This is a genomic window from Bacteroides sp. AM23-12 (assembly GCF_003434395.1).
GTDB lineage: Bacteria > Bacteroidota > Bacteroidia > Bacteroidales > Bacteroidaceae > Bacteroides > Bacteroides thetaiotaomicron.
In genome coordinates, this window is record NZ_QTLF01000002.1 from 132601 (window position 1) to 157261 (window position 24661).

23 protein-coding genes and 3 pseudogenes are annotated in these 24661 nt (G+C 40.8%); 3 read left to right on the forward strand and 23 right to left on the reverse strand.

The genetic code is table 11. The annotated features are described in order from the left end of the window. Positions 1–7: 7 nt before the first annotated feature. The 22 genes and pseudogenes from DW640_RS02785 to DW640_RS02900 all read right to left on the reverse strand — a co-directional run bounded on the left by DW640_RS02785 (position 8) and on the right by DW640_RS02900 (position 19688). Positions 8–1540 carry a lipopolysaccharide biosynthesis protein gene (locus tag DW640_RS02785; RefSeq protein ID WP_117577259.1) on the reverse strand — a complete coding sequence of 511 codons (1533 nt, stop codon included), beginning with the start codon at positions 1538–1540 and terminating at the stop codon, positions 8–10. A 24-nt stretch (positions 1541–1564) separates the two neighbouring features. Then, on the reverse strand, positions 1565–2770 hold the full coding sequence (locus tag DW640_RS02790) for a sugar-transfer associated ATP-grasp domain-containing protein (RefSeq protein WP_117577261.1): 1206 nt from the start codon (positions 2768–2770) through the stop codon (positions 1565–1567). Between the two features lie 5 nt (positions 2771–2775). Then, positions 2776–3537 (reverse strand): transposase, encoded by a 762-nt coding sequence (locus tag DW640_RS02795; protein ID WP_233525422.1) that lies wholly within the window; start codon positions 3535–3537, stop codon positions 2776–2778. Positions 3538–3559: 22 nt separating this feature from the next. Continuing rightward, on the reverse strand, positions 3560–3883 hold the full coding sequence (locus DW640_RS02800; protein WP_158562585.1) for a transposase: 324 nt from the start codon (positions 3881–3883) through the stop codon (positions 3560–3562). Further along, positions 3849–4094, reverse strand: coding sequence for an IS66 family insertion sequence element accessory protein TnpB (tnpB, locus tag DW640_RS24355; RefSeq protein ID WP_117577266.1), 246 nt, complete (start codon positions 4092–4094; stop codon positions 3849–3851). Before tnpB ends, DW640_RS02800 begins: the two co-directional genes overlap by 35 nt. After that, positions 4088–4438: a hypothetical protein gene (locus DW640_RS02810; RefSeq protein WP_117577268.1), complete on the reverse strand. Its 351-nt coding sequence runs from the start codon at positions 4436–4438 to the stop codon at positions 4088–4090. Before DW640_RS02810 ends, tnpB begins: the two co-directional genes overlap by 7 nt. Before the next feature lie 93 nt (positions 4439–4531). Further along, the gene (locus DW640_RS02815) at positions 4532–5770 is read right to left on the reverse strand and encodes a hypothetical protein (protein ID WP_117577270.1); all 1239 of its coding nucleotides are present in this window, start codon (positions 5768–5770) and stop codon (positions 4532–4534) included. Between the two features lie 105 nt (positions 5771–5875). Next, positions 5876–6631 carry a UDP-glucose 6-dehydrogenase gene (locus DW640_RS02820; protein ID WP_117577272.1) on the reverse strand — a complete coding sequence of 252 codons (756 nt, stop codon included), beginning with the start codon at positions 6629–6631 and terminating at the stop codon, positions 5876–5878. Positions 6632–6832: 201 nt separating this feature from the next. Continuing rightward, a pseudogene (locus tag DW640_RS23900) lies at positions 6833–6976 on the reverse strand (protein CapI); the annotation flags it as partial. A 9-nt stretch (positions 6977–6985) separates the two neighbouring features. Beyond that, positions 6986–7522, reverse strand: a complete 537-nt coding sequence (locus tag DW640_RS02830; RefSeq protein WP_117577274.1) for an acyltransferase — start codon at positions 7520–7522, stop codon at positions 6986–6988. 531 nt (positions 7523–8053) lie between these two features. Further along, the gene (gene nicX, locus DW640_RS02840; protein WP_011108394.1) at positions 8054–9346 is read right to left on the reverse strand and encodes a group II intron reverse transcriptase/nicotine-degrading enzyme NicX; all 1293 of its coding nucleotides are present in this window, start codon (positions 9344–9346) and stop codon (positions 8054–8056) included. A gap of 587 nt (positions 9347–9933) precedes the next feature. Next, complete coding sequence (locus tag DW640_RS24360; RefSeq protein WP_117577278.1) at positions 9934–10221, reverse strand: group II intron maturase-specific domain-containing protein; 288 nt, start codon at positions 10219–10221, stop codon at positions 9934–9936. Next, a pseudogene (locus DW640_RS24290) lies at positions 10205–11143 on the reverse strand (transposase). Before DW640_RS24290 ends, DW640_RS24360 begins: the two are co-directional and overlap by 17 nt. Positions 11144–11238: 95 nt before the next feature. Continuing rightward, complete coding sequence (locus DW640_RS02860; protein ID WP_117577280.1) at positions 11239–11634, reverse strand: hypothetical protein; 396 nt, start codon at positions 11632–11634, stop codon at positions 11239–11241. Between the two features lie 49 nt (positions 11635–11683). Further along, a complete protein-coding gene (locus tag DW640_RS02865; protein ID WP_117577398.1) occupies positions 11684–12742 on the reverse strand; it encodes an NAD-dependent epimerase/dehydratase family protein in 1059 nt (352 codons plus the stop codon). A gap of 2 nt (positions 12743–12744) precedes the next feature. After that, positions 12745–14061, reverse strand: a complete 1317-nt coding sequence (locus DW640_RS02870; RefSeq protein ID WP_117577282.1) for a nucleotide sugar dehydrogenase — start codon at positions 14059–14061, stop codon at positions 12745–12747. A 34-nt stretch (positions 14062–14095) separates the two neighbouring features. After that, on the reverse strand, positions 14096–16021 hold the full coding sequence (locus DW640_RS02875) for a nucleoside-diphosphate sugar epimerase/dehydratase (protein WP_117577284.1): 1926 nt from the start codon (positions 16019–16021) through the stop codon (positions 14096–14098). A 53-nt stretch (positions 16022–16074) separates the two neighbouring features. Beyond that, on the reverse strand, positions 16075–16434 hold the full coding sequence (locus DW640_RS02880) for a UpxZ family transcription anti-terminator antagonist (protein ID WP_117577285.1): 360 nt from the start codon (positions 16432–16434) through the stop codon (positions 16075–16077). Positions 16435–16441: 7 nt separating this feature from the next. Continuing rightward, the gene (locus DW640_RS02885) at positions 16442–17020 is read right to left on the reverse strand and encodes a UpxY family transcription antiterminator (protein WP_008763896.1); all 579 of its coding nucleotides are present in this window, start codon (positions 17018–17020) and stop codon (positions 16442–16444) included. Positions 17021–17371: 351 nt separating this feature from the next. Then, positions 17372–18319 (reverse strand): tyrosine-type DNA invertase cluster 3b, encoded by a 948-nt coding sequence (locus tag DW640_RS02890; protein WP_008766108.1) that lies wholly within the window; start codon positions 18317–18319, stop codon positions 17372–17374. Positions 18320–18431: 112 nt separating this feature from the next. After that, positions 18432–18638 (reverse strand): annotated as a pseudogene (locus DW640_RS02895) (PD-(D/E)XK nuclease domain-containing protein); the annotation flags it as partial. Positions 18639–18716: 78 nt separating this feature from the next. Further along, entirely contained in the window at positions 18717–19688 is a 972-nt protein-coding gene (locus DW640_RS02900) for a type I phosphomannose isomerase catalytic subunit (RefSeq protein WP_008760658.1), read from the reverse strand. A gap of 228 nt (positions 19689–19916) precedes the next feature. Here DW640_RS02900 and DW640_RS02905 point away from each other — a divergent pair, with 228 nt between their 5' ends. From DW640_RS02905 to galK, 3 genes are read left to right on the forward strand one after another with little or no spacing between them, the layout of a single operon-like run. Next, a complete protein-coding gene (locus DW640_RS02905; RefSeq protein ID WP_008766110.1) occupies positions 19917–21014 on the forward strand; it encodes an aldose epimerase family protein in 1098 nt (365 codons plus the stop codon). A gap of 52 nt (positions 21015–21066) precedes the next feature. Next, the gene (locus tag DW640_RS02910; RefSeq protein WP_008760657.1) at positions 21067–22377 is read left to right on the forward strand and encodes a sugar MFS transporter; all 1311 of its coding nucleotides are present in this window, start codon (positions 21067–21069) and stop codon (positions 22375–22377) included. A 43-nt stretch (positions 22378–22420) separates the two neighbouring features. Next, entirely contained in the window at positions 22421–23575 is a 1155-nt protein-coding gene (gene galK / locus DW640_RS02915; protein ID WP_074858529.1) for a galactokinase, read from the forward strand. A gap of 119 nt (positions 23576–23694) precedes the next feature. Here the strand turns inward: galK and DW640_RS02920 are convergent, their stop codons facing one another. Further along, positions 23695–24660 (reverse strand): glycoside hydrolase family 43 protein, encoded by a 966-nt coding sequence (locus DW640_RS02920; RefSeq protein ID WP_048696512.1) that lies wholly within the window; start codon positions 24658–24660, stop codon positions 23695–23697. Position 24661 lies beyond the last annotated feature (1 nt).

Here is a 24661-nt window from a genome sequence, read left to right on the forward strand (position 1 = left end):
CTTATTTTTATTGTTTTTTGAAGACTATCCTTAAAACATATGATTTTATGAAGTCACAATCATACTTACTGAGAACAATATAGTAGTACGCTATGGAAGTTAATAGCACTGCAACCATTGAGGATGTTATAAATATAGTAAGTTGGTTTTCAAATAATGTTGAGACAAAATTCGATAAACAATATGAACTCACCGTTACAACGATTATCTTTATCAATAACAAAAGATGTGTACTGCTGTTAAACAATGGGATGATTTCTTTCAAAAGATAAAGCCTAATGAATACAAGAGCAAGAGAAATCACGATTGATACAATCACGGTTGTCTCAGGGGTTGCACCCATTCGCAATGCCAAATATGCAATAGGAATATTCATAGCTATCATAACGGATGATATAATCTGGCATTTTTTTATTTTACCAGTAGCAGCAACGGAGACAATTACTCCATTACTCATACTATCCACAAATCCATTAATCAAAGCGAGAACCATAAAAAGTTCTGTGTGTACAGGAACCTCTTTCAACCATAGCCCTAAAATGTAACCACCGTTCAGTATTAATGGTAACATGATCACAGCAAGCATATAGGTACACATAATAGTGCTCCTATCAATTAGACGGAACAATGGCTCAATCTCCTTATTTGAGTAAGCTTTGTAAAGTTGAGGTCTTACTGCACTAAAAAAGTTCTCTGAAAAACGAATAGAAGTGCTTTCTACCTGATATGCAATGGCTCTTGCCGCATTAACAGCAGGATTAAAGAATGCGTTTATTAATAGGTTTATACCTTGACCTCTTAATACAACTGCAAACTGCCCCATGAAGTTCCATCCTGTATAACTGAGAATTTCTTTAAACTTCGACTTTTCCCACACAAACTTATAGTGGCTCTCCCTGAAATTGACTCTACAATATGAATAATAGAAGACCAATAAGAGTATATCAGTAATTGTCATTAAGATTGCATACAGAATAAATTTGTCTATAGGACTATTCTTGATGGCAAATGCAAGAAATAATTTCAGTACAACTTCAGCAATACCTATGTACGCATAGATATTCATGCGTTCATGTGCAATTATCATTGCATTATAAGAAACGGTCAAGAGTTGAGCAATAAAACTCAATAATGAAAGTTGAAATACGATTTGTACAGCTATGGCGCGCGCTGGAGGATAGTTCAGCTTGTTTATCACATACCATAAACCAAGGGTTTCTGCTATAACAAGAATAACAAGCGCAATAATCACATAAATATTGAGACTTATACTAAAGGTCTTTCGTAAATCCTCAATATTCTTGTTAACCATCTCTACGGAGAAGAAACGGTTAGATGCAGAAACCATTGTACCTCTAAGAAATGCCAACATTGCGACAACGCTACCCACAACATTATAAATACCATAATCTTCAATTCCTAAAGCATCCAGTATTACCCTAACCGTATATAAGCTAACTATCATTATCAACATCATACGGATGTATAGGTATATTGTATTTACTGCAATCTTCTTATTATTAATTACACTATCTGCCATTATTCAATTATTATAGAGTAACAATTATTTTGAGAACACTTGCTTGCACACTTTATCTGTTTGTTTCTTATAACATGATGTGCCAAATATTAACTGTTCAATACGCATGTCTGGATTAGGGTTAAATTCAATTATTATTACATTACCTACACTATCGACACCTATATCCCATCCGCATAGATCAAACATCGGCAGGTTCATATGAGCTTTGATAGCCGTTTCCTTAATCTTTTTGAAATCTTCAATAATATAACCATCCAAAAATACATCCGAATCAGTTTTATCATAAATGCGATAAGGGTAGCATGATATACCCTTTTGAAGAGAACCATCAGCGAACACTTCAACACCCATACCCCCTTGAGCCATATTATCTCTAATTGAGCCTTTTTTGCCTATTCTCATGTACGAAGATAGGAATTCTACTTGATTCTCTTTTCTGTTCCTCCAAGTATGTACACGCATAGTATTGCAAGAATCAGAATTTAGTTTTGCCAAATTCTCACATTCGAATATTCTATCTTCAACTAAAAAATTTGGATAATAGGAATCGAATATTTTTTCGATCGAATCCCCGGTTCTATTATCTACTCCATTTTTTAATTCCAGCAATCTTACCCCATTTCCACCATCAGTACCGATTGATGGTTTGATTACGCAGGGGCCTAAGTTTTGAATTAACTTGCAACATTCATGCCGACTCGATGATACAGCTACTCCGTCAAGAATTCGACTCCATACACCATTTGAGCACTCAAGATACCTTTTTGAAATAACAAAGTCCTTCAAAAGATATCTGTACAAATTCTTGTCGTCAAAATATGACATTGTTTTGCTCGGGGAAAGAGTTTCTTGAATATCTCTACAGATTTCAAATGGCATCCATTCTTTTTGATATACTCCGGTAAGAGCGTAGAATAGTTGATGCCACTTGGTTGATACCTTCTTCCCCGTTAATTCAAACCAATATGATTTGATTTCCTCATTTTGCTCTGCAGTTAGTGGGGTTATTATTAATCCTTTAGAAAACTTCTTCCAGAGTTTATTCATTTTTGCTCGGTAAAAGTATTCTTTGTATTGTCCAAGAAAAAAGTTGTAAGTTTCTATTATCATGTCATTTAAAATATTTATTAGTAAGCATCCAATTTTGACGCATTCCCCTTTGAAAAGGCTCATTTTCAGAGCCTTTCTAAATTTGGGTACTAAAATAAGACTTATTTTTAAATTCATTTAACTCAGCCCGGCAACGCTGGAGTTAGATTCTCGTAATCGTTTCTACCTGAAGCGACTGCGGATAGTAGTTTGTGGTAGTACTTCTTTATCGACTTCCCCTGCAGTTTAAGTCTCCCGTTGATCGGGTGGAACGCGCATGAGTTCATGGCTCCTTTCTCACTTCCAAACGCAACTTTGTTCTTGCGTTCTACGGTCATTGGTCGGATTGCTCGCTCTGCAATCGAGTTGTCTATTTCGTATCTACCATCATTTCTGTATGCTATTATCTGAGTCCAGTAGCTGTTCAGATAATTCAAGTTTTTTTGGAACACTTCGCTCTTTTCAATACCATCACTAAGAAGTTGTGTTACCCTCTGCCTAATATCCGAGATTATCTCTATTGTCACTGCAGAGTTCCGACCTTCCTTGATTAACTCTGGTGTAAATCCGTGTTCTTTGTAGGTCCTTTCAAGATTATTATAAAGTGCCTCTATCTTAGCGAGGAAGAACTTTGCTTCTTCACACTTGCCCTGTATCCAAGCTTGATAGGACTTAGCTCTTGCATGTTCCAAACAGCACAAGTGCTCTATTCCACACTCCTTATCATCAAGATAATAGTAGGCATTGTATGCGTCAGATTTTAGTGCCTTGATATTAGCATCACCCAAGAATTCCGTAAGGACCTTTCGACCTCGGCTACCTTCATCGAAGAAGAAGATAACAATCTTAGCAGCCTTATTAATCAGACACCAGATGTAGCCTTTCCTCTGTTTCTTGTTATTCAAACGAACTCTACACCAAGTCTCATCACAGTTCACTATGGCATCCTTTACTAGAGCTTAAGTGAAGAAGAACATTTTTCAAATAATCCCCGACCTTGCTCATCCAATTAATCAGAGTCTGGCGACTTGTCTTGAAGCCATCTTCCATGTAAGCTACCATCTTGCGATAGAACGGGAATGACATCGTTGAACTATTGTAGATGATATCCACGAGCAATGGGATTGATGCATGGTTTCCTTGCCAGCTTTCAGAAACTCTTGTCAGTTCCTCCCAGTCTAGCATTGTCCCCTTCAGTGACTCGACATCGGCATACTCACCTTCGATTGGTATGTATTCCTTGTGTTGCAAACGTCTTTGTATAGAAGTTAAACGAGTTCCTTTCGTAGTATACCATTCGTACCTTTCGGTGATCTTTCGACATGTAGAAGAATACATCTCCTTCGTTAGTTTTTCTTCCGAATCTTGTTTTTACTATCTCCATGATTCTGTGGTAGCCACATCTCATGTCGTTCATTCCTAGCAGGAAGTAGAAGTTCTTGAGGCCGGTGATCGTCAACATAGTACCTCCATCTTCTCTACCAACTTTTTCAGTTCCGGGTAGCTTAGGTTTACCTTAGTCAGCTTTGTTCCATTTTGAAATTCAATAGAGAACTCTTTAACTTGAGGCGTCGTCGGTTCTTCTTTCGCAGCTGCCGCTTTTACAGTTTCTGACTGCGCTTCCGGCTCCGGCCGTCCTACGATCATCACTGGCTCTATACGTCGCTCTCGCTTTCTTAACCATTTTATAAACACCTTGGGGTTGACATCATAGCTCTTACTGAAATCTCCAAGGGTGATGTTCTTCGGTGCCCCTTCCATCTTGTAGAGAAACCATAGCTTCTCCAAATCTGAGTTTGTTAGCATGTCGTTTACATTTTAAATTTCGACATGCAAAGGAAGATTTTGTTCTTGTCGTGGGCAAGACGTCTAAATTGGACGCTTACTGTTTATTAATAACTATTGTTGCTCCTTCTCTTTATAAACACAGAACAACGGCATTGTAAAAAATATCAGGCAATTAAAGAAAGTGGTAATATTCTGTCTTTGATAGAAAGATAGCCAAAACACAACGAAGAATGCGATTACAATATTCTTATTCTTCAACACTACTGACTTAAGATTATTAAAGAATATGATAGTATAGGATATAACCATGGCTGCAACTCCTAGTATGCCATATTGGTAGATAGAAACTTGAACGCCAGCATTTCCACCGTACTCTTGTATGGCATCAAATTCCTGATTACCCTTGCCAAACCATAGGGATCCATCTTCCCATGCTTGATTAAATTTTATCTGCATATAATCATTTATACGGTTATTGCCATGTCCTTCGGCATTAAATCGATCCAGAATAAGGACATTGAACATGTCTGCAAAATAACTATAAAGAAGCACAACTATTATAGCACCTACAATGAGATATTTCAAATTCTTCTTGCTAAATTGAACTGCAAACGACAATGCAGCCATTACATAAAAGGCATAGGAGAATGATAATATTCCTGAAATCCAAAATATAATATACTCGTACTTATAACTTTTGGAGTTTGCTGTAGCAAAGAGCATAAAAGCACTAACAGTTCCTACTGCTCCTGGTTCACTTGCTATTGACTGAAAACGTCCAATCATGAATATATCAACCCATATTTTTTCTGAACTGATAGGTATAAAGTTAAATAGCGTCTGCATATATGTAATCTTATACCTGGACACTTCCGCAATAGCGACATGAAAGCCAGTCAGTCTCCATACAAGCCATTCTATCGCAGAGAGAAAGAAGATGATAGCAAGCACACGAATAAAAACATCTACCACTCTAACTTTTAAGTCGTTTCTTATGGTAAAAAAAGCTGCTACAATTATTGCATCGAGAAATAAACCAATATCTTGCAAGCCATAACCTGACATAATAGGGATCATACCCATAAAAAACAATGCAAAAATAATAGACAATGATGATTTAGAAGTCATCATTGTAGAGGCATACACCTTTGGTCTTGAACTGTGGTAATAGAGCAATACGCAGAAAAGGAACAAAATTACAGGAATTGAACCATGGAGCATCTGGATGACATCCATCAGACCTCCTTTGAACCCCATAAATCCTCCTGCAAATGCCCATATCGCGTAGAATACAAAAGTGTAAACCAGCAAGTTCTCGCCTTTATCAATTTCTCGTACTATAGATTTCATTATTATTGTACAAACAGGATTAAACTTAGTAGTTGTTGCCAACTAAGCACCAGCCATTTTTATTATTTGTAGCTACCAAGGGAATCGAACCATTGGCAGCTTAGTTTAAATCTTCTCCTCAAATCCACGGAAGTGAACATTTAATTCGTGGAGAGGTTCAAGAAGGCGTCCGAGAGGAGTGCCCTTTGTCATCATAGTGAATGCATTCACATCCTTAGGGAAGCACTTGCCACCATAACCGAACTTACCGTCAGGACCAGGAACGTAAGTGTGAGTGTCGTTGATGTAGCCAGAGAGGAGCATACCGGTGTGAACATTACGCCAGTCGCCACCCATCTGCTCACAGTACTCCTTGCAAGCATTGAAGTAGGTTACTTTGTATGCACCGAATACGTTGTGCATGTACTTGGTGAGCTCTGCTTCGAGTGGAGTCATGACGGTGAATTTCTTACCGACGAAGATCTTGGTAAGGAGCTCGTGAGCACCTGTGAAGACCATGGTCTGCTTCTTGAAATCCTCGATGTGAGTACGCTCGGTGAGGAACTCTGGCATGTAGCATACCTGATGACCAGTCTCCTTAGAGAGCATGTCACTGGTGCCAGGTAGGATGGTGGTACGAACGAATACAGATACGTCAGGAAGCTTAGAGATAAGCTCCTTCATGAGAGTGAGATCCTGTGTGCCATCGTCATCAGTAGGTACGTGGATCTGCAGGAATGCGATGTCGATGTTACTGAGGTCATCATTGTAGCCCTTGTAAGGGTCACTGATGAACAGTTTACACTCGGAGTTGTTGTGCTCCAACCAGTCTTTGAGGGCTCCACCTACGAAGCCACATCCGATAATTCCAACGTTGATCATTTCTTTTGAAATTAAATATTGAGTCCACTAAAAAGGTTATAAGCCTTTCAATTTATAAGTAGATATGTAGTTTTCTCCCATTTTTTATGGTAATATTTGTAATTTTCATCTTAAAAAGATTCTACAGGGCTTGTCTTATAGATTGAAATCAAAATTTGTTAATCGAAATTTTAGAGAGACTTTTTTGAGCGGACTCAATGTTTATTTATACTTGTTTATGTAGTAGCGATAGTACCATTCTGTAAAGGCTCTCAGACCGTCTCTCAACAAAGTTGAGGAACGGAAGCCGAAATCTTCCTCCAGTGGTGTTGTGTCTGCAAATATAATTGGAACATCTCCACGTTGTGAAAAACATTACAAATATGGTTTGTTTAGAAATTTATCATCTGAAAGTGATTCTAAAAGCCTTCTCTTCTCGATTTGTGATAAACTTTTAGTACCTACATCCCATTTAAGATTCTTTTCTATATAACCATCTATATGACCTATTATTTTTGCTGGGTTACCTGCAACAATGCATCCTGCCTTTATTGACTTAGTAACAATACTACCCGCAGCAACTAAAACATGATCTTCTATTGTAACACCTGGCATAATTTGTGAACCAGTTCCAATATATACCCAATCGCCAATAGTTACTTTCCCAAACATGTCAAAATTCGGATAAACATGTCTAATAATATTTCCACCACCATGTGTATGAATTTTACAATCGGTCAATTGGCAATTTGAACCTATTGATATTAAATAAGGTTCTGATGACCAGTGATTTTTACCCATAAGATTATTTTTTCCACATTTCACGCCAATTCTTCTTGCATATTCTTCTGGAGTAGACACCTTTTTAATAATGGCACTACATAATGTTTTTGCTATTTTGTTAAATCTCATTTCGTAACTGTCCGAAATTTTGGTCACTAAGTTTTTACTACCTGAGTTACAGGTAGCAAAGAGATAGAACTAAATTTCGATTATTTGTATTTTTAATATTATTTATGTTAGCGTCCAATTTTGACGTGTATCCAAGGAAAGTCGCCACAAGGCGGTTCCCTCATAAATAACGTCAAAAAGATACTGATTTTTAATATTTGTTATTGATCCAGTCCAATTGTCAAGGGTAATAAATGTTCATAATCCCTATGTCCTTTAACAATTTTGCTGAAAAATCTCTTGAAATAATCCAGCACTGACACACCCTGCATCTTACAAGTGGAGATGATGGTATGATATACCGCTGAGACGCGGACCATCTTGTCTCTTCCGAAGAATAACGAGTTCTTCCGCTCACCCGTCAATGGACGAATAAAACATTGTCGAGTAGACCAAGGGAATTTCACCCTCAGCCGCCGAGTAAGCAAGGGGAGTTTCACCCCGAGCTTCTCAATAAACCGTGCGTGAAACTCTCGCTTCACACGGCTTTACTTATTTAACCATTATCAATTGGGAACTCACCTTTTCTTTATTGGTAAATCTTGGCAGAGCGCCACATTTCCAATGATAAAAGATAAGCCCCTCTTTCTCTGCAATACGGGCAAGCCATTCTTGAGCAGGATAGAAACGATGTCTATAACGCTCGAACTTACACATTACCCAACGGGCTAGACGTCCGTTCAACGTCTGCATAAACCACTTCAAACGGGTAGGATAAAACTTACCATAATAAGTCATCCAACCTCGTACGATAGGATTTATATCAGACGCAAGGTGTTCCAATGTGAGATTTGAGTGCCTGTTTAGGTGCCAACTGCGCATCGTCTCATTGATTCGTTTCATTGATTTTCGGCTGATAGCCGGCAGGAAACCCGTAAAACGGTTGCCATACTTATCTACCGATTCCCGGGGTTGAAACGTAAATCCAAGAAAGTCAAAAGTCACATTGGGATAGCACTCCTTTTGACGGCTACTTTTGCAATAGACGATTTTCGTTTTCTCTTCATTGAGCCGCAACCTGCAGCACTCAAACCGTTGTTGAATCATCGCTTGCATATACTCAGCCTGTTTAAGACTATGGCAGTGACAAATTGTATCATCAGCATATCTCTCAAATGGAACACGGGGAAAGTTCTTTTCCATCCACTTGTCAAAGGTATAATGAAGAAACAGATTCGCAAGAACCGGACCTATGACACTGCCTTGGGGTACACCGAGAGCCCTGTCAACCTGACTTCCATCCGATTTCTCATAAGGAACTTTCAGCCAACGTTCTATATACATCAATACCCATTTTTCTTGCGTATGCCGTTTCAAGGCTTTCAGCAGTAGTTCATGGTCTATGGTGTCAAAGAATTTACTGATGTCCATGTCCAGAACCCACGCATACTTCCAACAACGCTCACGAGCTTTGCCAACAGCATCATGCGCCGAGCGATGGGGACGGTAGGCATAAGAATCCTCATGAAAACAAGGTTCGATAGAAGGGGTTATCAGCATTACTACAGCCATTTGAGCTACACGATCAGATACCGTCGGGATACCCAATGGACGTTTACCACCAGTACTCTTCGGTATTTCTACCAGCTTCACCGATGGAGGAAAGTAACTGCCGGAACTCATGCGATTCCATAGTTTATAAAGGTTACCTCGCAGATTCTTTTCATAATCTTCAAGAGTGACCTTATCAATCCCTGCACTTCCACGGTTTGCTTTCACACGCAGAAATGCATCATAAACCAATTGCTTCGATATTGATATTGGTTTTGCGTTGTCGTTTTGCATCTTCCTAATTGTTTATCAGTTGTACTAACTTTTACGCTAAATAAGCTGACCCCTTCGCTCCATACCCATTACAGGCACTTCTACACTACTACGAGTCAGTCCGCCCCTACTATAAGCATCCGTACTTTCTTCCTTGAAGGTTCTGCCCCTTGGAATTTTCCGTTAACATCTTATAGCAGGTTCCCACGTTCCACATAAGAGCCTCTTAACAGGTCATGCCATCTGTACACCGGATGCCATAACGACAATAAACAGGTAATCTCGTTACTTATCCCAAAAGAGTGAGAAACTCTTGGTTTTGACATCATCTACGGTTATTTTCGATGCTTCATCAATGGTTCCCTTGCGGTCATCTCCTATTAAGCTACCTGACAATTTATACATTGCCTTTTCATATATCGTTCACTACCCTGACCATGGAGAAAGAGCAGCATATACGGGTTTGCAACCCACTCCTGCAAGTTGATTGCGAGGGACCTACCCTCATCTCCTACATAGTTGCGAAGCATTTAGCACATGCTTCTCGTGGCACAATCTCACGGAACCGTACGTGAAAGTCTCCCTTCATACGGCTCTTTATATTCAAATCATTTCTTTGGATGTGCATATGGTATATATCCGACTTGCCAATGATAAAACAAATTGGGTTCTTTCTGAGCAATATGAACTAACCAATAATGGGCAGATATGACACCACAGCTACGGAATCGTTTATATTTCTTCTTTGCCCAATAGGCAATAGAACGATTTAGGTGAGACATAACTTTCCAGAATTCAGTTTTCCAAAATTTTTCATAATAGTTTATCCAACCTCTTACTACATTGTTAATATATGCCGCCAGAAAACGTAAACTGCGATTATGAAGATGATACAGTTTCCATGACTTTAGCCTTTCTAATCATGTTATAGAGTCCTCGTGACACACCGGCAATGGAATTGTCGATGGAATAAGAGCCGTCATTCAAGTAGGCGAACAGCTGAGTCCAAAAGTTATTTATATAATTTATGGTCTTTTCCATCAGCTCTCCGCAGGGTGGATGATCATCGCTGAGCAAGACCTCAAGCTTACTACGTAACTTTATGATTATTTCTTTTGTTTTTAAACTATTCCGGCAAAGCCTTATCTGTTCGGGGGACAACTTGCCCTCTTCATACTCACGCTCCAGTTTTTAAAGCTCACCTATCTGCTCCAATATGAATGTGGCATCCTTATCATCGCCCTGCTCTAACGCATACTTGAACTTCGCACGAGCATGAGCCATGCAACAAAGATGTTCTATATCGACCATATGATCATCCAAATACATATAGACATTGTAGCCGTCCGACTGAAGGGCTTTCACGTCCTCGTCCTGCGCATGAGCCTCACCTGGCTGCGACAAGGAAGATCCGAGGGATTTGGGAGTGCCGTCGAAATCATCCTTGTCACGTGTATGGTCCTCTTCGATCTCCCGCTTCTTTTTATGGATTCCTTTCTGGCTCTTACCACCATAAAGGTTTTTATTACGGACTTTAAGACGCTCTTCCAAGACTGTTATTTTAGACAGCAAATTGCTGTTCAGCTGTTTATAATCATCCAGCTGTTTTTCAGCTGCCATGGCGGCTCTCTGCAAAGACAACAGTTCATCAACCTTGGACAACAGTTCATCTATCCGAGCCTCGTCCCGTTGGATGCGTTCAGCGTCCCGATCACGGGCAGCCATCAGCTCTATTATCATTTTTGATTTTTCGTCAGGGGCATAGCTGAATATGAATGCCTTCCAATTTATAGCGTACAAATAGACGCTCAAAATCATTGTAACTATACATAAACTTTACTTTTGATTTAAAGAAAGGAAAGTTCTGACTTTTATATCGTTTCTCTTATACGTCATTTTTGGAAGCTAACTCATCATTTCATTGAGCACACATAAGGATATCCATAGTCTTGAAAAGCTTCCATCGAAGCTCTCTCTGCTATGCCTTTCTTTAGTTGTGCATAATAATCATCATTCATCTGGCCTTCGTTATAGGCTTTGATAAATTTCTCAAAAGTATATTGCAACGTGTAGTCCGGATTATACATGTCATCGAAGTAGTCATAATGACAATCATCGACAAAATGGATAGAGACAGACTTCAATATCTGAAGATAGTATTGTATTGTTGCTTCGAAAGCACCAGCAGCAATACTCTCATCGACATAATCAGTCAGAGTTGAGATTACTTCGTCGAAAGAAACACAGTCTGCATCAAGAGGCGCGGGCTTAATACTCTTTTCTATTTCTTGTTTTATTGTAATCAACATATCTTATATATTTAATGAGAAACTGTGAGTCTTTTTGAGACTCTTGCAGCTATAGCATGTAGAACATTTTATACCACTCGGCAAACCTTCTCAATCCTGCCCTCAAAGAGGTTGAAGGTTTAAAATCAAAATCCTGCTCCAAAGGTGTTGTGTCTGCGTAAGTCACAGGTACATCACCGGGCTGCATCGGCACAAGTTCCTTATGAGATTCGAAATCGTAATCAGCTGGCAATACATTGGCACGAATGAGCTCTTCTTGGAGTATCTGAACAAAGTCGAGTAGGTTTTCGGGTTGGTTATTACCGATGTTATACACCTTGTAGGGAGGAATAGGCAGACCATCTTCACCTATCTGACGTTCCGGAGCCTTTGCCATAATACGGATCACACCCTCCACAATATCATCTATATAAGTAAAATCTCGTTTGCAGTTTCCGTAGTTGAAAATCTTGATTGTTTCACCTTTTAGCAGCTTATCAGTAAAACCGAAGTATGCCATATCAGGACGACCAGCCGGTCCGTAGACAGTGAAGAAGCGGAGTCCCGTACTCGGAATATTGTAGAGTTTACTGTAAGCATGAGCCATCAACTCATTGCTCTTTTTAGTAGCAGCATAGAGTGATACAGGATTGTCAACCTTATCATCGGTACTATACGGCACTTTCTTATTACTACCATATACTGATGAGGAGGAAGCATATACCAAGTGCTCCACTTCGTGATGACGACAAGCCTCAAGAATATTGTAGAAACCAATGAGGTTGCTCTGTATGTAAGCATCCGGATTAGTGATGGAATAACGCACTCCAGCCTGTGCTGCCAGATTCACAACAACTGAAATTTTATTTTCAGTGAAGGTTTTCTCAACTACATTTTTGTCGGCAATAGAGGCATGAACAAAAGTCCAATCACGATTTAGAGTCTCTATTTCTTTCAGACGATCGTACTTGATATTGACATCGTAATAATCGGTAATGCTATCCATTCCGATGACTTTAATGTCTTTTATTTCATGGAAGAGTCGCTTAACAAGATTGCTACCTATAAATCCCGCTGCACCTGTAACGAGAACAGTTTTACCTTCCAAAGACACATTATAATTTACCATCATCAATCTCTCTGAAAAATATCACGAGTGTAGACTTTTTCCATCACATCGTCCAAGCAACTATCATAACGATTGGCGATGATAGCATGGCTCATCTCTTTGAATTTAGCCAAATCATTCACCACTTGACTACCGAAGAAAGTATCACCGTCTTGCATGGCAGGTTCGTAAATAATAATAAATGCTCCTTTCGCCTTGATGCGTTTCATAATGCCTTGGATGGCACTTTGGCGGAAATTATCGGAGTTAGACTTCATAGTCAAACGGTATACACCAATCACTATCTTTTGTTCTTTGTGGGCATCCCATTGACTGGATGCAGTGTAATATCCGGCTTTAGACAGGACTTGGTCAGCTATAAAGTCTTTTCGAGTATGGTTACTCTCTACGATAGCTGTCATCATATTCTGAGGTACATCCTGATAATTGGCCAATAGTTGTTTCGTGTCTTTAGGCAAACAATAACCACCATAGCCAAAACTAGGGTTATTATAGTGCGTACCAATACGAGGATCAAGACCAACACCTTGTATGATTGACTGAGAATCCAGACCTTTCATCTCTGCATAAGTATCCAATTCATTAAAATAACTAACGCGCAAAGCAAGATAGGTATTAGCAAACAATTTAACAGCCTCTGCCTCCTTGATACCCATAAAAAGGGTAGGAATATCTTTCTTGATTGCACCTTCCTGAAGCAATGCGGCAAAAGTATGCGCAGCCTTCTCTAGGATAGGAAGATCCGCAACAGACTTAATCGCTTCGTTTTCCTCATCAAACAGCTCGCCATCAATCAGCTTCGGATAACCGACAATGATACGACTTGGATATAAGTTATCATAAAGGGCCATGCTCTCACGAAGAAACTCCGGAGAAAAAAGCAAATTAAGCTTCCTGACTCCCTTTCGGGCATACTTCAAATAAAGTCCACGACAATATCCTACTGGAATAGTAGACTTGATTACCATCACAGCATCAGGATTGACACTTAAAACCATGTCTATGACATCCTCTATATGATGGGTATCAAAATAATGCTTCACCGGATCATAGTTAGTAGGAGCTGCTATAACCACAAAATCAGCATCACTGTAGGCCTTGGCACCGTCAAGCGTAGCGGTTAGGTTCAATGCTTTTTCGGACAAATATTTCTCTATATACTCATCCTGAATAGGCGATTGTTTACGATTAAGCATATCTACTTTCTCAGGAATCACATCGACTGCCGTCACCTGATGATGTTGCGACAAAAGCGTTGCTATGCTAAGACCAACATAGCCGGTACCCGCAACAGCAATCTTCAAATCTTTTGTATCCATTGTTGATTTATGTTAGTGTTCAGAATCATTCTAGTTATCTATCCAAGACCTCAAATCTCGGTGAGTTCTTGGATTTAAACTCAGGTACCACTCTCTTCATTAGTTTCACTGTGTCCATGATCTTTACCGTACGGGATAAATTCTCAAATTCTCCATAAGTTTCAAGAATATCAGTATATTCATAATGACGTACCTTCGCTATCATTATCTTCTTATTCTCGGTAGGAATCGTATTCTCCTTATCACTCAAGACTTCTTCATAAAGCTTCTCACCCGGACGCAAGCCCGTAAACTCTATCTCAATATCTTCACCCGGACGATAACCGGCAAGTTCAATCATACGGGTGGCCAGATCAACAATCTTCACAGCCTTGCCCATCTCAAAGACAAAAATCTCATTGCCTTCACCCATCGTAGCAGCTTCCATTACCAAGCGACAAGCTTCGGGAATAGTCATAAAGAAACGAATGATATCGGGGTGAGTCACTGTGACAGGACCGCCATTCTCAATCTGTTCCTTAAAACGGGGAATTACAGAACCGTTACTACCCAAGACGTTACCAAAGCGGGTAGTGATAAATTTGGTATGGCCTTTTACTTTTCCCTCACGGATAGCACATCCCAGACTCTGTACATAGATTTCGGCCAAGCGTTTCGAGCATCCCATGACATTGGTAGGATTCACCGCCTTATCGGTAGAAACCATGATCATCTTCTCAGCTCCGTATTCCACAGCCATATCGGCAACCTGGCGAGAGCCGACAACATTGACCAGTACAGCTTCACAGGGATTCTCTTCCATTAATGGAACATGCTTATAGGCAGCGGCATGAAAGATGATCTGAGGCTGATAAGTTTCGAAGACCATACGGAGACGTTCTTTCACGCGGACATCTCCAATGACAGGAACAAAATCAAGACCGGGATAATTCTTCTCAAATTCCAGACGGACATTATGCAAAGGTGACTCGGCGGAATCAAACATGATCAGCTTCTTGATGTTCATCTGAGCCAGTTGCCGGCAAAGTTCGCTGCCAATACTACCGGCAGCTCCTGTCACCAGCACAACCTTGCCACAAAACTCAGTCATCACCTCCTCCATATTGATATGAATTTCTGAACGACCCAGCAAGTCTTCAATTTTGATAGGGCGTACCCATTGGTGGAAACTTCCGTTTTCGTCAGCCTCACTGATACTCGGAGCAATCAACGTTTTCAATCCACTCCTTTTACAATACTGAAGCAGGCGGTCTTCCTCTTCACGGGTATTCTCGTAACGGGCAAACAGGATACCGCCGATACACTTCTTATGAATAAGTTTATTAAAGCACTCTTCATCCTTAAATGAATAAACGGGAAGATCAGCCACGCGTCGGATGGAGTCGCCTGTTCCGTAGATGCAGAAGCCTACCACTTTATAGTGGGAGCTGTTCATTAGCCGGACTTTCAATGCCACACTCTTATCATCAATACCATAGATCAGAATATGCATATTCTTCTTATTCAGCATATTCAGCAGGAGTTCATAAACCAGAATCAACTGAATACGGAAGCCTACCATGGCAATAAAAGTCAGCATACCATCAAACAGTACAAAGACTATTTTCTGACTATTATGCAGTCCCGTCTGAGGCAGGAAAAGCCAGATAGCCATTGCGATACAGACAGCCTTTATCAGTGCACTTCCGGCAATTCTCCATAATTCCTTCAACTGGGAAAAACGGATCGTATTACGGTAGGTATGAAATAAAAAGGAACCTAAGACACTGGAGATCACAGAAATCGCCAAAATATGAAAGAGAGAAGTGATTTCTTTAGAAGTCTCCGTTATATAATGAATGCCGATAAATGACACCCAGGTACAAATCAAAGCTATGAACGTATCAATTCCTAATACAATCCAATAACTAAAATAGTTTTTCTGCAAATATTGAACAAAACGGTCAAATGCGTGTTTCATAATTTAAATACCCCAATAAATTATAAAGTCTGTTTTTAAAAAAAGTAGATTTACTATGACAATAGTTTATCGTAGATTGTGTGTAACTGAATTTTCAATGGTGAAGGCAATTGGTTTTTCAGAATCTTTTGCGAACGCCTCAGAACAGTTTCTTTCTTTGCCTCATCCTCCGAATTGGCATACATAGACACACTATATCCCATCAGAAGAGACAGACACAAAGCAGCTTCCTGCTCGGCTGTCTTACCGTGACAAGGATACAGATCATTGATCTGTTCATGGATCTCTTTATTAAGTAGTGAAAGATCGTCGACACATATACAGTCCATATTCTCACCCATATGAAGCAATGTATCAACTGTTTTTTGTAGTTTTTCTATTTTCCCCTGTATGCTACTATTGAAGGTCCCCATCACCTACTTAGTTTCTTTCGCCAATTTGCTCTACATATCCGATAGGCATATCGACACAGGCACAGCCCAACATATCCAGCCGGACAGCAATCTTACTTTTACCATCTAACGCAACTAGTTCTCCAACCAGTCCCGTCAAAGGACCTTTGATAACACGAACTTTCTTTCCACGAGCTAATGGAGAATAATTCATACAGATTGCCTCTTCCGAATAATCGAGCATAAAACGGAAACGCGCCATCTGATCATCAGGAATCACAGCAGGCTTTCCCTCACCACGCAACACCATGTAACGGCTTACCGTGGCAAGAGTTAAAGCAGCCATCCGTTCCTTCGGATCGGCATGAACAAACACCATCATCGGAAGAAGAACTGTTTCAACTAATTTACGGCGATCACTCCATTGATGGATTTCTTGCTGGACAGGAACAAAAGTCTCAATTCCCATTTTCCCCAAATATTCGGCTACTTTTTTTTCGTGATGTATGCGAACATGTGCCACATACCAGCGTTTTAAGCACGCTACGCCCTCCCCTGTCCCATTTTTGGTCCCGAGGATGGCTGATTTCTCTTTTGTTAGAATCATGTTTTTTTACCCCATATGTTTCCGTTACTTCTTAGGTAACGGAAGTGTATACAGCATAAACGAACAATGAAAAAAGGTTGAAAAGCAGCAGCAAATATGTTGTCAAGAGAGTTACACCCTAAGTAGAAGGGTATATACCAATGGAAATTAGGTATATAAGGAGTGGGGCATGAAAATAAGTATTTTTCATGTCTAAAGATGTTTTTACCCTATATTTTAGATAAAACTAAAAAAAGTGGGCTTTAATTTGTTTCTTATTTGTGTTTTTGTCTATCTTTGCATCAAATTTACTTCCGTTACCTAAGAAGTAACAGAAACAGATCCATGCTGACTATCAACTTATTAAATATTTTACACCCGTCCTATCCGACAGTTCTTCACGTAAGATAAATTCATTCGATTCACTTCTGTACGTTCCTGCAGACCAAAACCTTTCAGATAAATCTGAGTAGTCTTAATAGACTTATGCCCCAGCGACTCACTGATCATCTCAATAGGAACACCACGATACTTAGCGGTAGTAGCCCAGGAATGACGGATAGTATAGGAAGTGACGGGAGAAGTCAGCCGAAGAGCCTTTGCAAGTCTCTTCAGACGATTATTGAACCTGCGGAGAGCGGACTGATATTCCCGGTATGCACTTTCATCTTCTCTCTTCTTGTCGCCAAGAAGGATACTGAACAGATAGTCGGGACAATCCGGATGAGAAGGCTGACAGTTGCGAAGCCGACTGATTATATCCTGTGCAGTATCCAGTACTTCCACACTCATCGGAGTTTTCGTCTTGATACGATTATACCGGATGATATTCCGTTCCAGCGAAGATTTCTCCAGATGAGCAAGGTCAGCGAAAGACATTCCGCAGAATTGAAACATCAGGGCAGCGATAGCCTGTGTACGACGCAAACGTTCCGATTTGGGATCTTCATAGAGGAGGCGATTAAGTTCTCCGACAGGCAACGCTTTCTTCTGGCAAATATCCACTCCCGTATAAACATCATGAAACAGACGATGCACATACGGAGCTCTGCCCGACTCCACTCCTCTATTATAGATGCTACGAAGCATACGCATATACGTTGATACCGTATTCGGCTTCAGACCGGAACTATAAAGATACTGCCCGTAACAGCGCAAGCGTTCACGGGTGACTTGCCGGAAAGCAACATGGGTAGTGCCACAAAACTTGGTAAAAGAAAAAAGAGCATTCGTATAAACATGGGCCGTAGAATGACGCCCCTCTTTTCGTAAACGACCGATGTACGACTCCGCACAACGGCTAAATCCATTTTTATTCATATATATCACTAGTAAATTTATACAATGATAAGACGAAAAAAATGATTTAGCAACAGAAGTTTAAAACCTTTCCAAAAAAATTATATAAAACTGAATGGGGATAGAATTGATGCTACTCCACTATCCACTTCTCAATATTGCGTGTTTCTGAGCTAAAATTGACACCTATCTTGAAAAGTCGGCGTCCGTCTGCCTCAAAAGGAAGTGCATAATGCTTTTCATTAATCTGTTTGATAGCTTCTTCAGCAGTACCATCCAACTTAAATTCCATCACATATATGAATTTGTCAGTCTGTAAGACAAAATCGATACGCCTTTCTTTCTACAACGCAAAGCAGGCGAGAAAGTTTTTCTCGCCTGCCCGGTCTATACTTTTATCAATAATATTGTCTATTATTTACACGTATGTTTCCAGCAATTTTACGTTTCCAGCTTCCGGAGTAATTGTTACATCCTGTGTTGTAGCAGGAAGCAGAATAGATTCTCCGGCACCTACTTTCAGTTCATTACCTTCATTGTCTTTTATCTTGCATGCACCTTCCATACAAATGAAGATCACGAATGAATCGAGTTCTGAATAATCACAGCTGATTTCTTCGGTCATATCATACACGGAAGTAGTGAAGTACGGACAAGCTACAAGTTCTACCGGCTCATCTTTCACCGCTTCGTATTTGGTACGATAATCATCCAACACTTCGTAATTGATGGCTTCACGCGCCAGGTCAGTATGCAATTCACGAGTCTTTCCGTTTGCATCCTTACGGTTGAAGTCATAGATACGATAAGTAATATCCGAAGTCTGCTGGATTTCGGCAATAAACGCACCGGCGCCAATACTGTGCACACGTCCGGCAGGAAGGAAGAATACATCTCCCGGCTTGATCTCATACTCCTGCAATACGTCAGTGATCGTATTGTTCAGCACGCGCTCTTTATATTCTTTCGGGGTGATTTGCTCGGAAAATCCAGAACGCAGTTTCGCTCCTTTATCAGCATCCACTACATACCACATTTCGGTTTTACCCATTGAGTTGTGCCTTTTCTTTGCCAAATCATCTGCCGGATGCACCTGAATGGATAAATCCTGCTTTGCATCGATGAATTTGATAAGCAGTGGGAATTTATTGCCAAAACGAGCATAATTCGCTTCGCCAACCAGTTCCTCGCGATACTTTCTCACCATATCAGCCAGAGTTAAACCTTTGTCCGGGCCATTAGCCACAACAGATTCATTGTCCTCTACGCCGGAAATCTCCCAGCTTTCTCCTACTCCTTTCAAGTCTGAATTCAAATGCTTGAACGGAATAATTTTGTCGCCCCCCCAAAGCGTCTGCTTCAGAATAGGTTCGAATTTTAATGGATACATTTTTGTTTTTCTTGTTAATAAACTTAGATTAAATTCTCCCGGATTATAATAATCCGGGAACAAACATACGAAAAATTGTTCACTTTAAAAGAAAAGAAGGATGAAAAATACAGAAACCTAAGTGAGAACGCTAAACTTTCCTAAACTACCCACCATATTTAGCCGGAATAATTTGTGAGTAACAAAGAATTTACCTTTATTTGCAAGAAAATTTTAAGAATACCAGACATGAATAACACATTCCCAACGGAAGGGAATCTATCAGGGCTCAGCCGGAAAGATTTCCAAAAGGAGATAAATAATAAAGAAACTGATTTATTTATCCTCAAAAATAAAAAGGGAATGGAAGTCGCCGTAACTAATTACGGATGCGCCATTCTCGCTATCATGGTACCGGATAAAGATGGAAAATATGCAAACGTTGTCCTCGGACACGACAGCATAGACCACGTTGTCAACAGCCCGGAACCCTTCCTCAGCACTACTATCGGACGCTATGGCAACCGCATCGCCAAAGGAAAATTCACATTGTACGGAGAAGAGCACGAGCTCACCATCAACAACGGACCCAACTCCCTGCACGGAGGACCTACCGGTTTTCACGCCCGCGTTTGGGATGCCGACCAACTGGCTGAAAATATAATCCAGTTCAATTATGTTTCAGCCGACGGCGAAGAAGGTTTCCCCGGCAATCTGGAGGTTGAAATGGTTTATCGCCTGGAAGAAGAAGAAAATGCACTGGTAATCGAATATCGTGCCACAACTGACAAAGCTACTGTAGTCAACCTGACCAATCACGGTTTCTTCAATCTGGCTGGTATCAGCAATCCTACTCCTACTATCGAAAACAATATTGTTACTATCAACGCTAATTTCTACACGCCTATCGATGAAGTTTCTATCCCAACCGGAGAAGTTGCCAAAGTAGAAGGTACTCCAATGGACTTCACCACTCCGCATACCGTAGGCGAACGTATCAACGATAAATTCCAACAACTGATTAACGGTGCCGGATACGACCACTGCTACGTACTGAACAAGATTGAAACAGGTTCACTGGATTTGGCAGCTACTTGTTTCGAACCGAATAGCGGTCGTACCATGGAAGTATACACAACTGAAGCAGGTGTACAACTTTACACCGGTAACTGGCTGAATGGTTTCGAAGGTGCTCACGGTGCTACATTCCCTGCAAGAAGCGCTATCTGCTTCGAGGCACAATGTTTCCCCGACACTCCGAACAAACCTCATTTCCCCTCGGCTACTTTATTGCCGGGCGATGAATACCAGCAGGTGACTATCTACAAATTCGGTGTGGAAAAATAAAAGATAAAAAATAACTAACCTAATTTTATAAACTAACATTTTTAATAGAACCATGACACAAGAAAAAAAGAATGGAAAAATCATTGCCATTATCACGATGATTTTCCTTTTCGGTATGATTTCATTCGTTACTAACCTCGCAGCTCCTATGGGTATTGTGCTGAAGAACCAATTCGACGTATCCAATGCTTTGGGTATGCTGGGAAACTTCGGTAACTTTATAGCTTATGCAGTAATGGGTATCCCCAGCGGTATCTTGTTGCAACGTGTGGGATATAAGAAAACAGCACTTATCGCAGTAGCTATCGGTTTTATCGGCGTAGGTATCCAGTTCCTGTCCGGTCATTCAAGCCCTGAGATGGCTTTTGCCGTTTATTTGATTGGTGCATTCGTAGCAGGTTTCTCTATGTGTTTGCTTAACACTGTAGTAAACCCGATGTTGAACAAACTGGGTGGTGAAGGTAACAAAGGTAACCAGCTTATCCAGGTGGGCGGCTCTTTCAACTCTGTAATGGCTACCATCACTCCGATGTTCGTTGGTATCCTGATCGCCGGATCTATCGAAAAAGCTACTATCTCTCAGATTTTCCCTGTAATGTACACCGCAATGGCTGTATTCGCTTTCGCATTCTTCGTACTCCTGTTTGTACGCATTCCGGAACCGAACGCTGCTGCTACAACTGAACCAATCAGCACACTGATGAAAGGTGCTTTGAAGTTCCGTCACTTTGTATTGGGCGCTATCGCTATCTTTGTATATGTAGGTATTGAAGTAGGTGTACCGGGTACTCTGAACCTGTTCCTTACTGACCCTGTAGAAAAAGGCGGTGCCGGTATCGCTTCTACAATCTCCGGTTTCGTAGTAGGAACTTACTGGTTCCTGATGTTGATCGGTCGTCTGGCCGGTGCTTCACTCGGTGCAAAAGTTTCCAGTAAAGCGATGCTTACATTTACATCCGCTCTGGGATTGATTTTAGTATTCCTTGCTATCTTCTCTTCTACAGGAACATTGGTGAATCTGCCTGTACTACAACAAAGCGCAACTGGCGGTTTGTCATTCGGTTTTGCAGAAGTGCCCATTAACGCTATGTATTTGGTATTAGTTGGTCTCTGTACTTCTATCATGTGGGGTGGTATCTTCAACCTTGCTGTAGAAGGACTGGGTAAATATCTGGCTGCTGCTTCCGGTCTGTTTATGGTACTGGTATGCGGTGGAGGTATCCTGCCTGTAATTCAAGGATGGGTAGCTGACGTAGCCGGTTTCATGGCTAGCTATTGGGTAATTATCGCTGCTCTGGCTTACTTGCTGTACTACGGTCTGGTAGGTTGCAAGAACGTAAATAAAGACATTCCAGTAGAATAAAAAATCTGAATTTAATTTATTCACCTTATAAAATTGATTTATCATGGATATAGAACACGTAAGAAGTCGCTTCATTAAGCATTTTGATGGAACTACAGGATTTATATATGCCTCTCCGGGTCGTATCAACCTGATTGGCGAACATACTGACTACAACGGTGGATTCGTATTCCCCGGAGCTGTAGACAAAGGTATGCTTGCTGAAATCAAACCGAACGGCACTGACAAAGTAAGAGCTTATTCTATCGACCTGAAAGATTATGTAGAATTTGGTCTGAACGAAGAGGATGCTCCCCGTGCAAGCTGGGCAAGATACATTTTCGGTGTATGCCGTGAAATGATCAAACGTGGCGTAGACGTGAAAGGATTCAATACCGCTTTCTCCGGCGATGTGCCTCTGGGTGCAGGTATGTCTTCTTCTGCTGCTCTGGAAAGTACATATGCTTTCGCATTGAATGAACTGTTCGGTGAAGGTAAAATCGACAAATTTGAATTGGCTAAAGTAGGTCAGGCTACTGAACACAACTACTGCGGTGTAAACTGCGGTATCATGGACCAGTTCGCTTCTGTATTCGGTAAAGCTGGCAGCTTGATCCGTCTGGACTGCCGTTCACTGGAATATCAATATTTCCCATTCCATCCGGAAGGTTATCGTCTGGTATTGATGGATTCAGTAGTGAAACACGAACTGGCTTCTTCTGCTTACAACAAGCGTCGTCAGAGCTGTGAGGCTGCTGTTGCTGCTATCCAGAAAAAACATCCGCATGTAGAATTCCTGCGTGACTGTACAATGGATATGCTGGAAGAAGCGAAAGCTGATATCAGCGCTGAAGATTATATGCGTGCCGAATATGTAATCGAAGAAATCCAACGCGTACTTGATGTTTGCGATGCGCTGGAAAAAGACGATTACGAAACAGTAGGTCAGAAGATGTACGAAACTCACCACGGTATGAGCAAATTGTACGAAGTGAGCTGCGAAGAACTTGACTTCCTGAACGATTGCGCTAAAGAATATGGTGTAACCGGTTCACGCGTAATGGGTGGCGGCTTCGGTGGTTGTACTATCAACCTTGTCAAGAACGAACTGTATGACAACTTCGTTGAAAAGACAAAAGAAGCTTTCAAAGCTAAATTCGGCAGAAGCCCGAAAGTATATGATGTAGTAATCGGTGACGGTTCACGCAAAGTAGAATAAGTTATTATTCATCAGAATTAAATAAGCAGGGCGTCTTTCCGGAATGGAAGGACGCCCTTACTTTTCAATTAACAAAAATCTAAAAACCTATTATCTAACCTAACCCTATAATTTCCTGTTTATTGTACGCCTTCCGTTGTCATCTGAATGCGTTTCATGGTACCGTCCTCGTTATAATACAAACGATCGATGCAGACGGAACGGCGGAAACTGCCTCCGGCTGTATTGATGCTTCCATTATGATAAATGAAATACCAGTCGCCCTTGAACTCGATAATAGCCTGATGATTGGTATTGGAATTGCCGGCTATCTCATTAAGGATGCCTTTGTATTCCCAAGGTCCGGTAATGCTACGGCTCATGGCGTAGCATATCTTTTCCGGAAATTCAGAAGCATATGAAAGGTAATACCAGTCTCCACACTTATGTATCCACGGAGCTTCCGTATATCGGGGCAGATGAACCGGTACGATAGGACCATCCAGCTCGATCATATTCTTTTTCAGTTTGACATAGTAGCATTGGGTATTCCCCCAATAAAGATATGCCTGTCCGTCGTCGTCAATAAAAACAGTCGGATCGATATCTTCCCAAGAGATCTTGGTAAATTCGGTCGTCATATCATTGGTGATCAGTGCGGAACCACGGGCATCCACAAAAGGACCGACAGGCGAATCAGATACGGCTACACCGATGGATTTTCCGTGAATAGTGCCGTGTTCCACCGTCACATACCAATAGAACTTCCCGTCACGTTCTATCACCTGACTAGCCCATGCTTCCCCTTTTGCCCAACTGAAATCTTTGGCTTTCAAAGGTACAGGATGCTCCGTCCATGTTTTCATATCGGGAGACGAGAATACACACCATTCATTCAACTGGTAATGTTCTTTGGGAGGAGGACATTCATCATGTCCGGCATAAATGTACACCTTACCGTCATGCACCATAGCACCCGGATCGGCTGTATATTTATATTTTATGATGGGATTGCCATTGGCTACAAAAGTAGTGTCATTCTGCGCAGACAGCCCGGAAAAGGCTGCCAATACGCATGAAATCATAACTAGTTTAACGCTATTCATT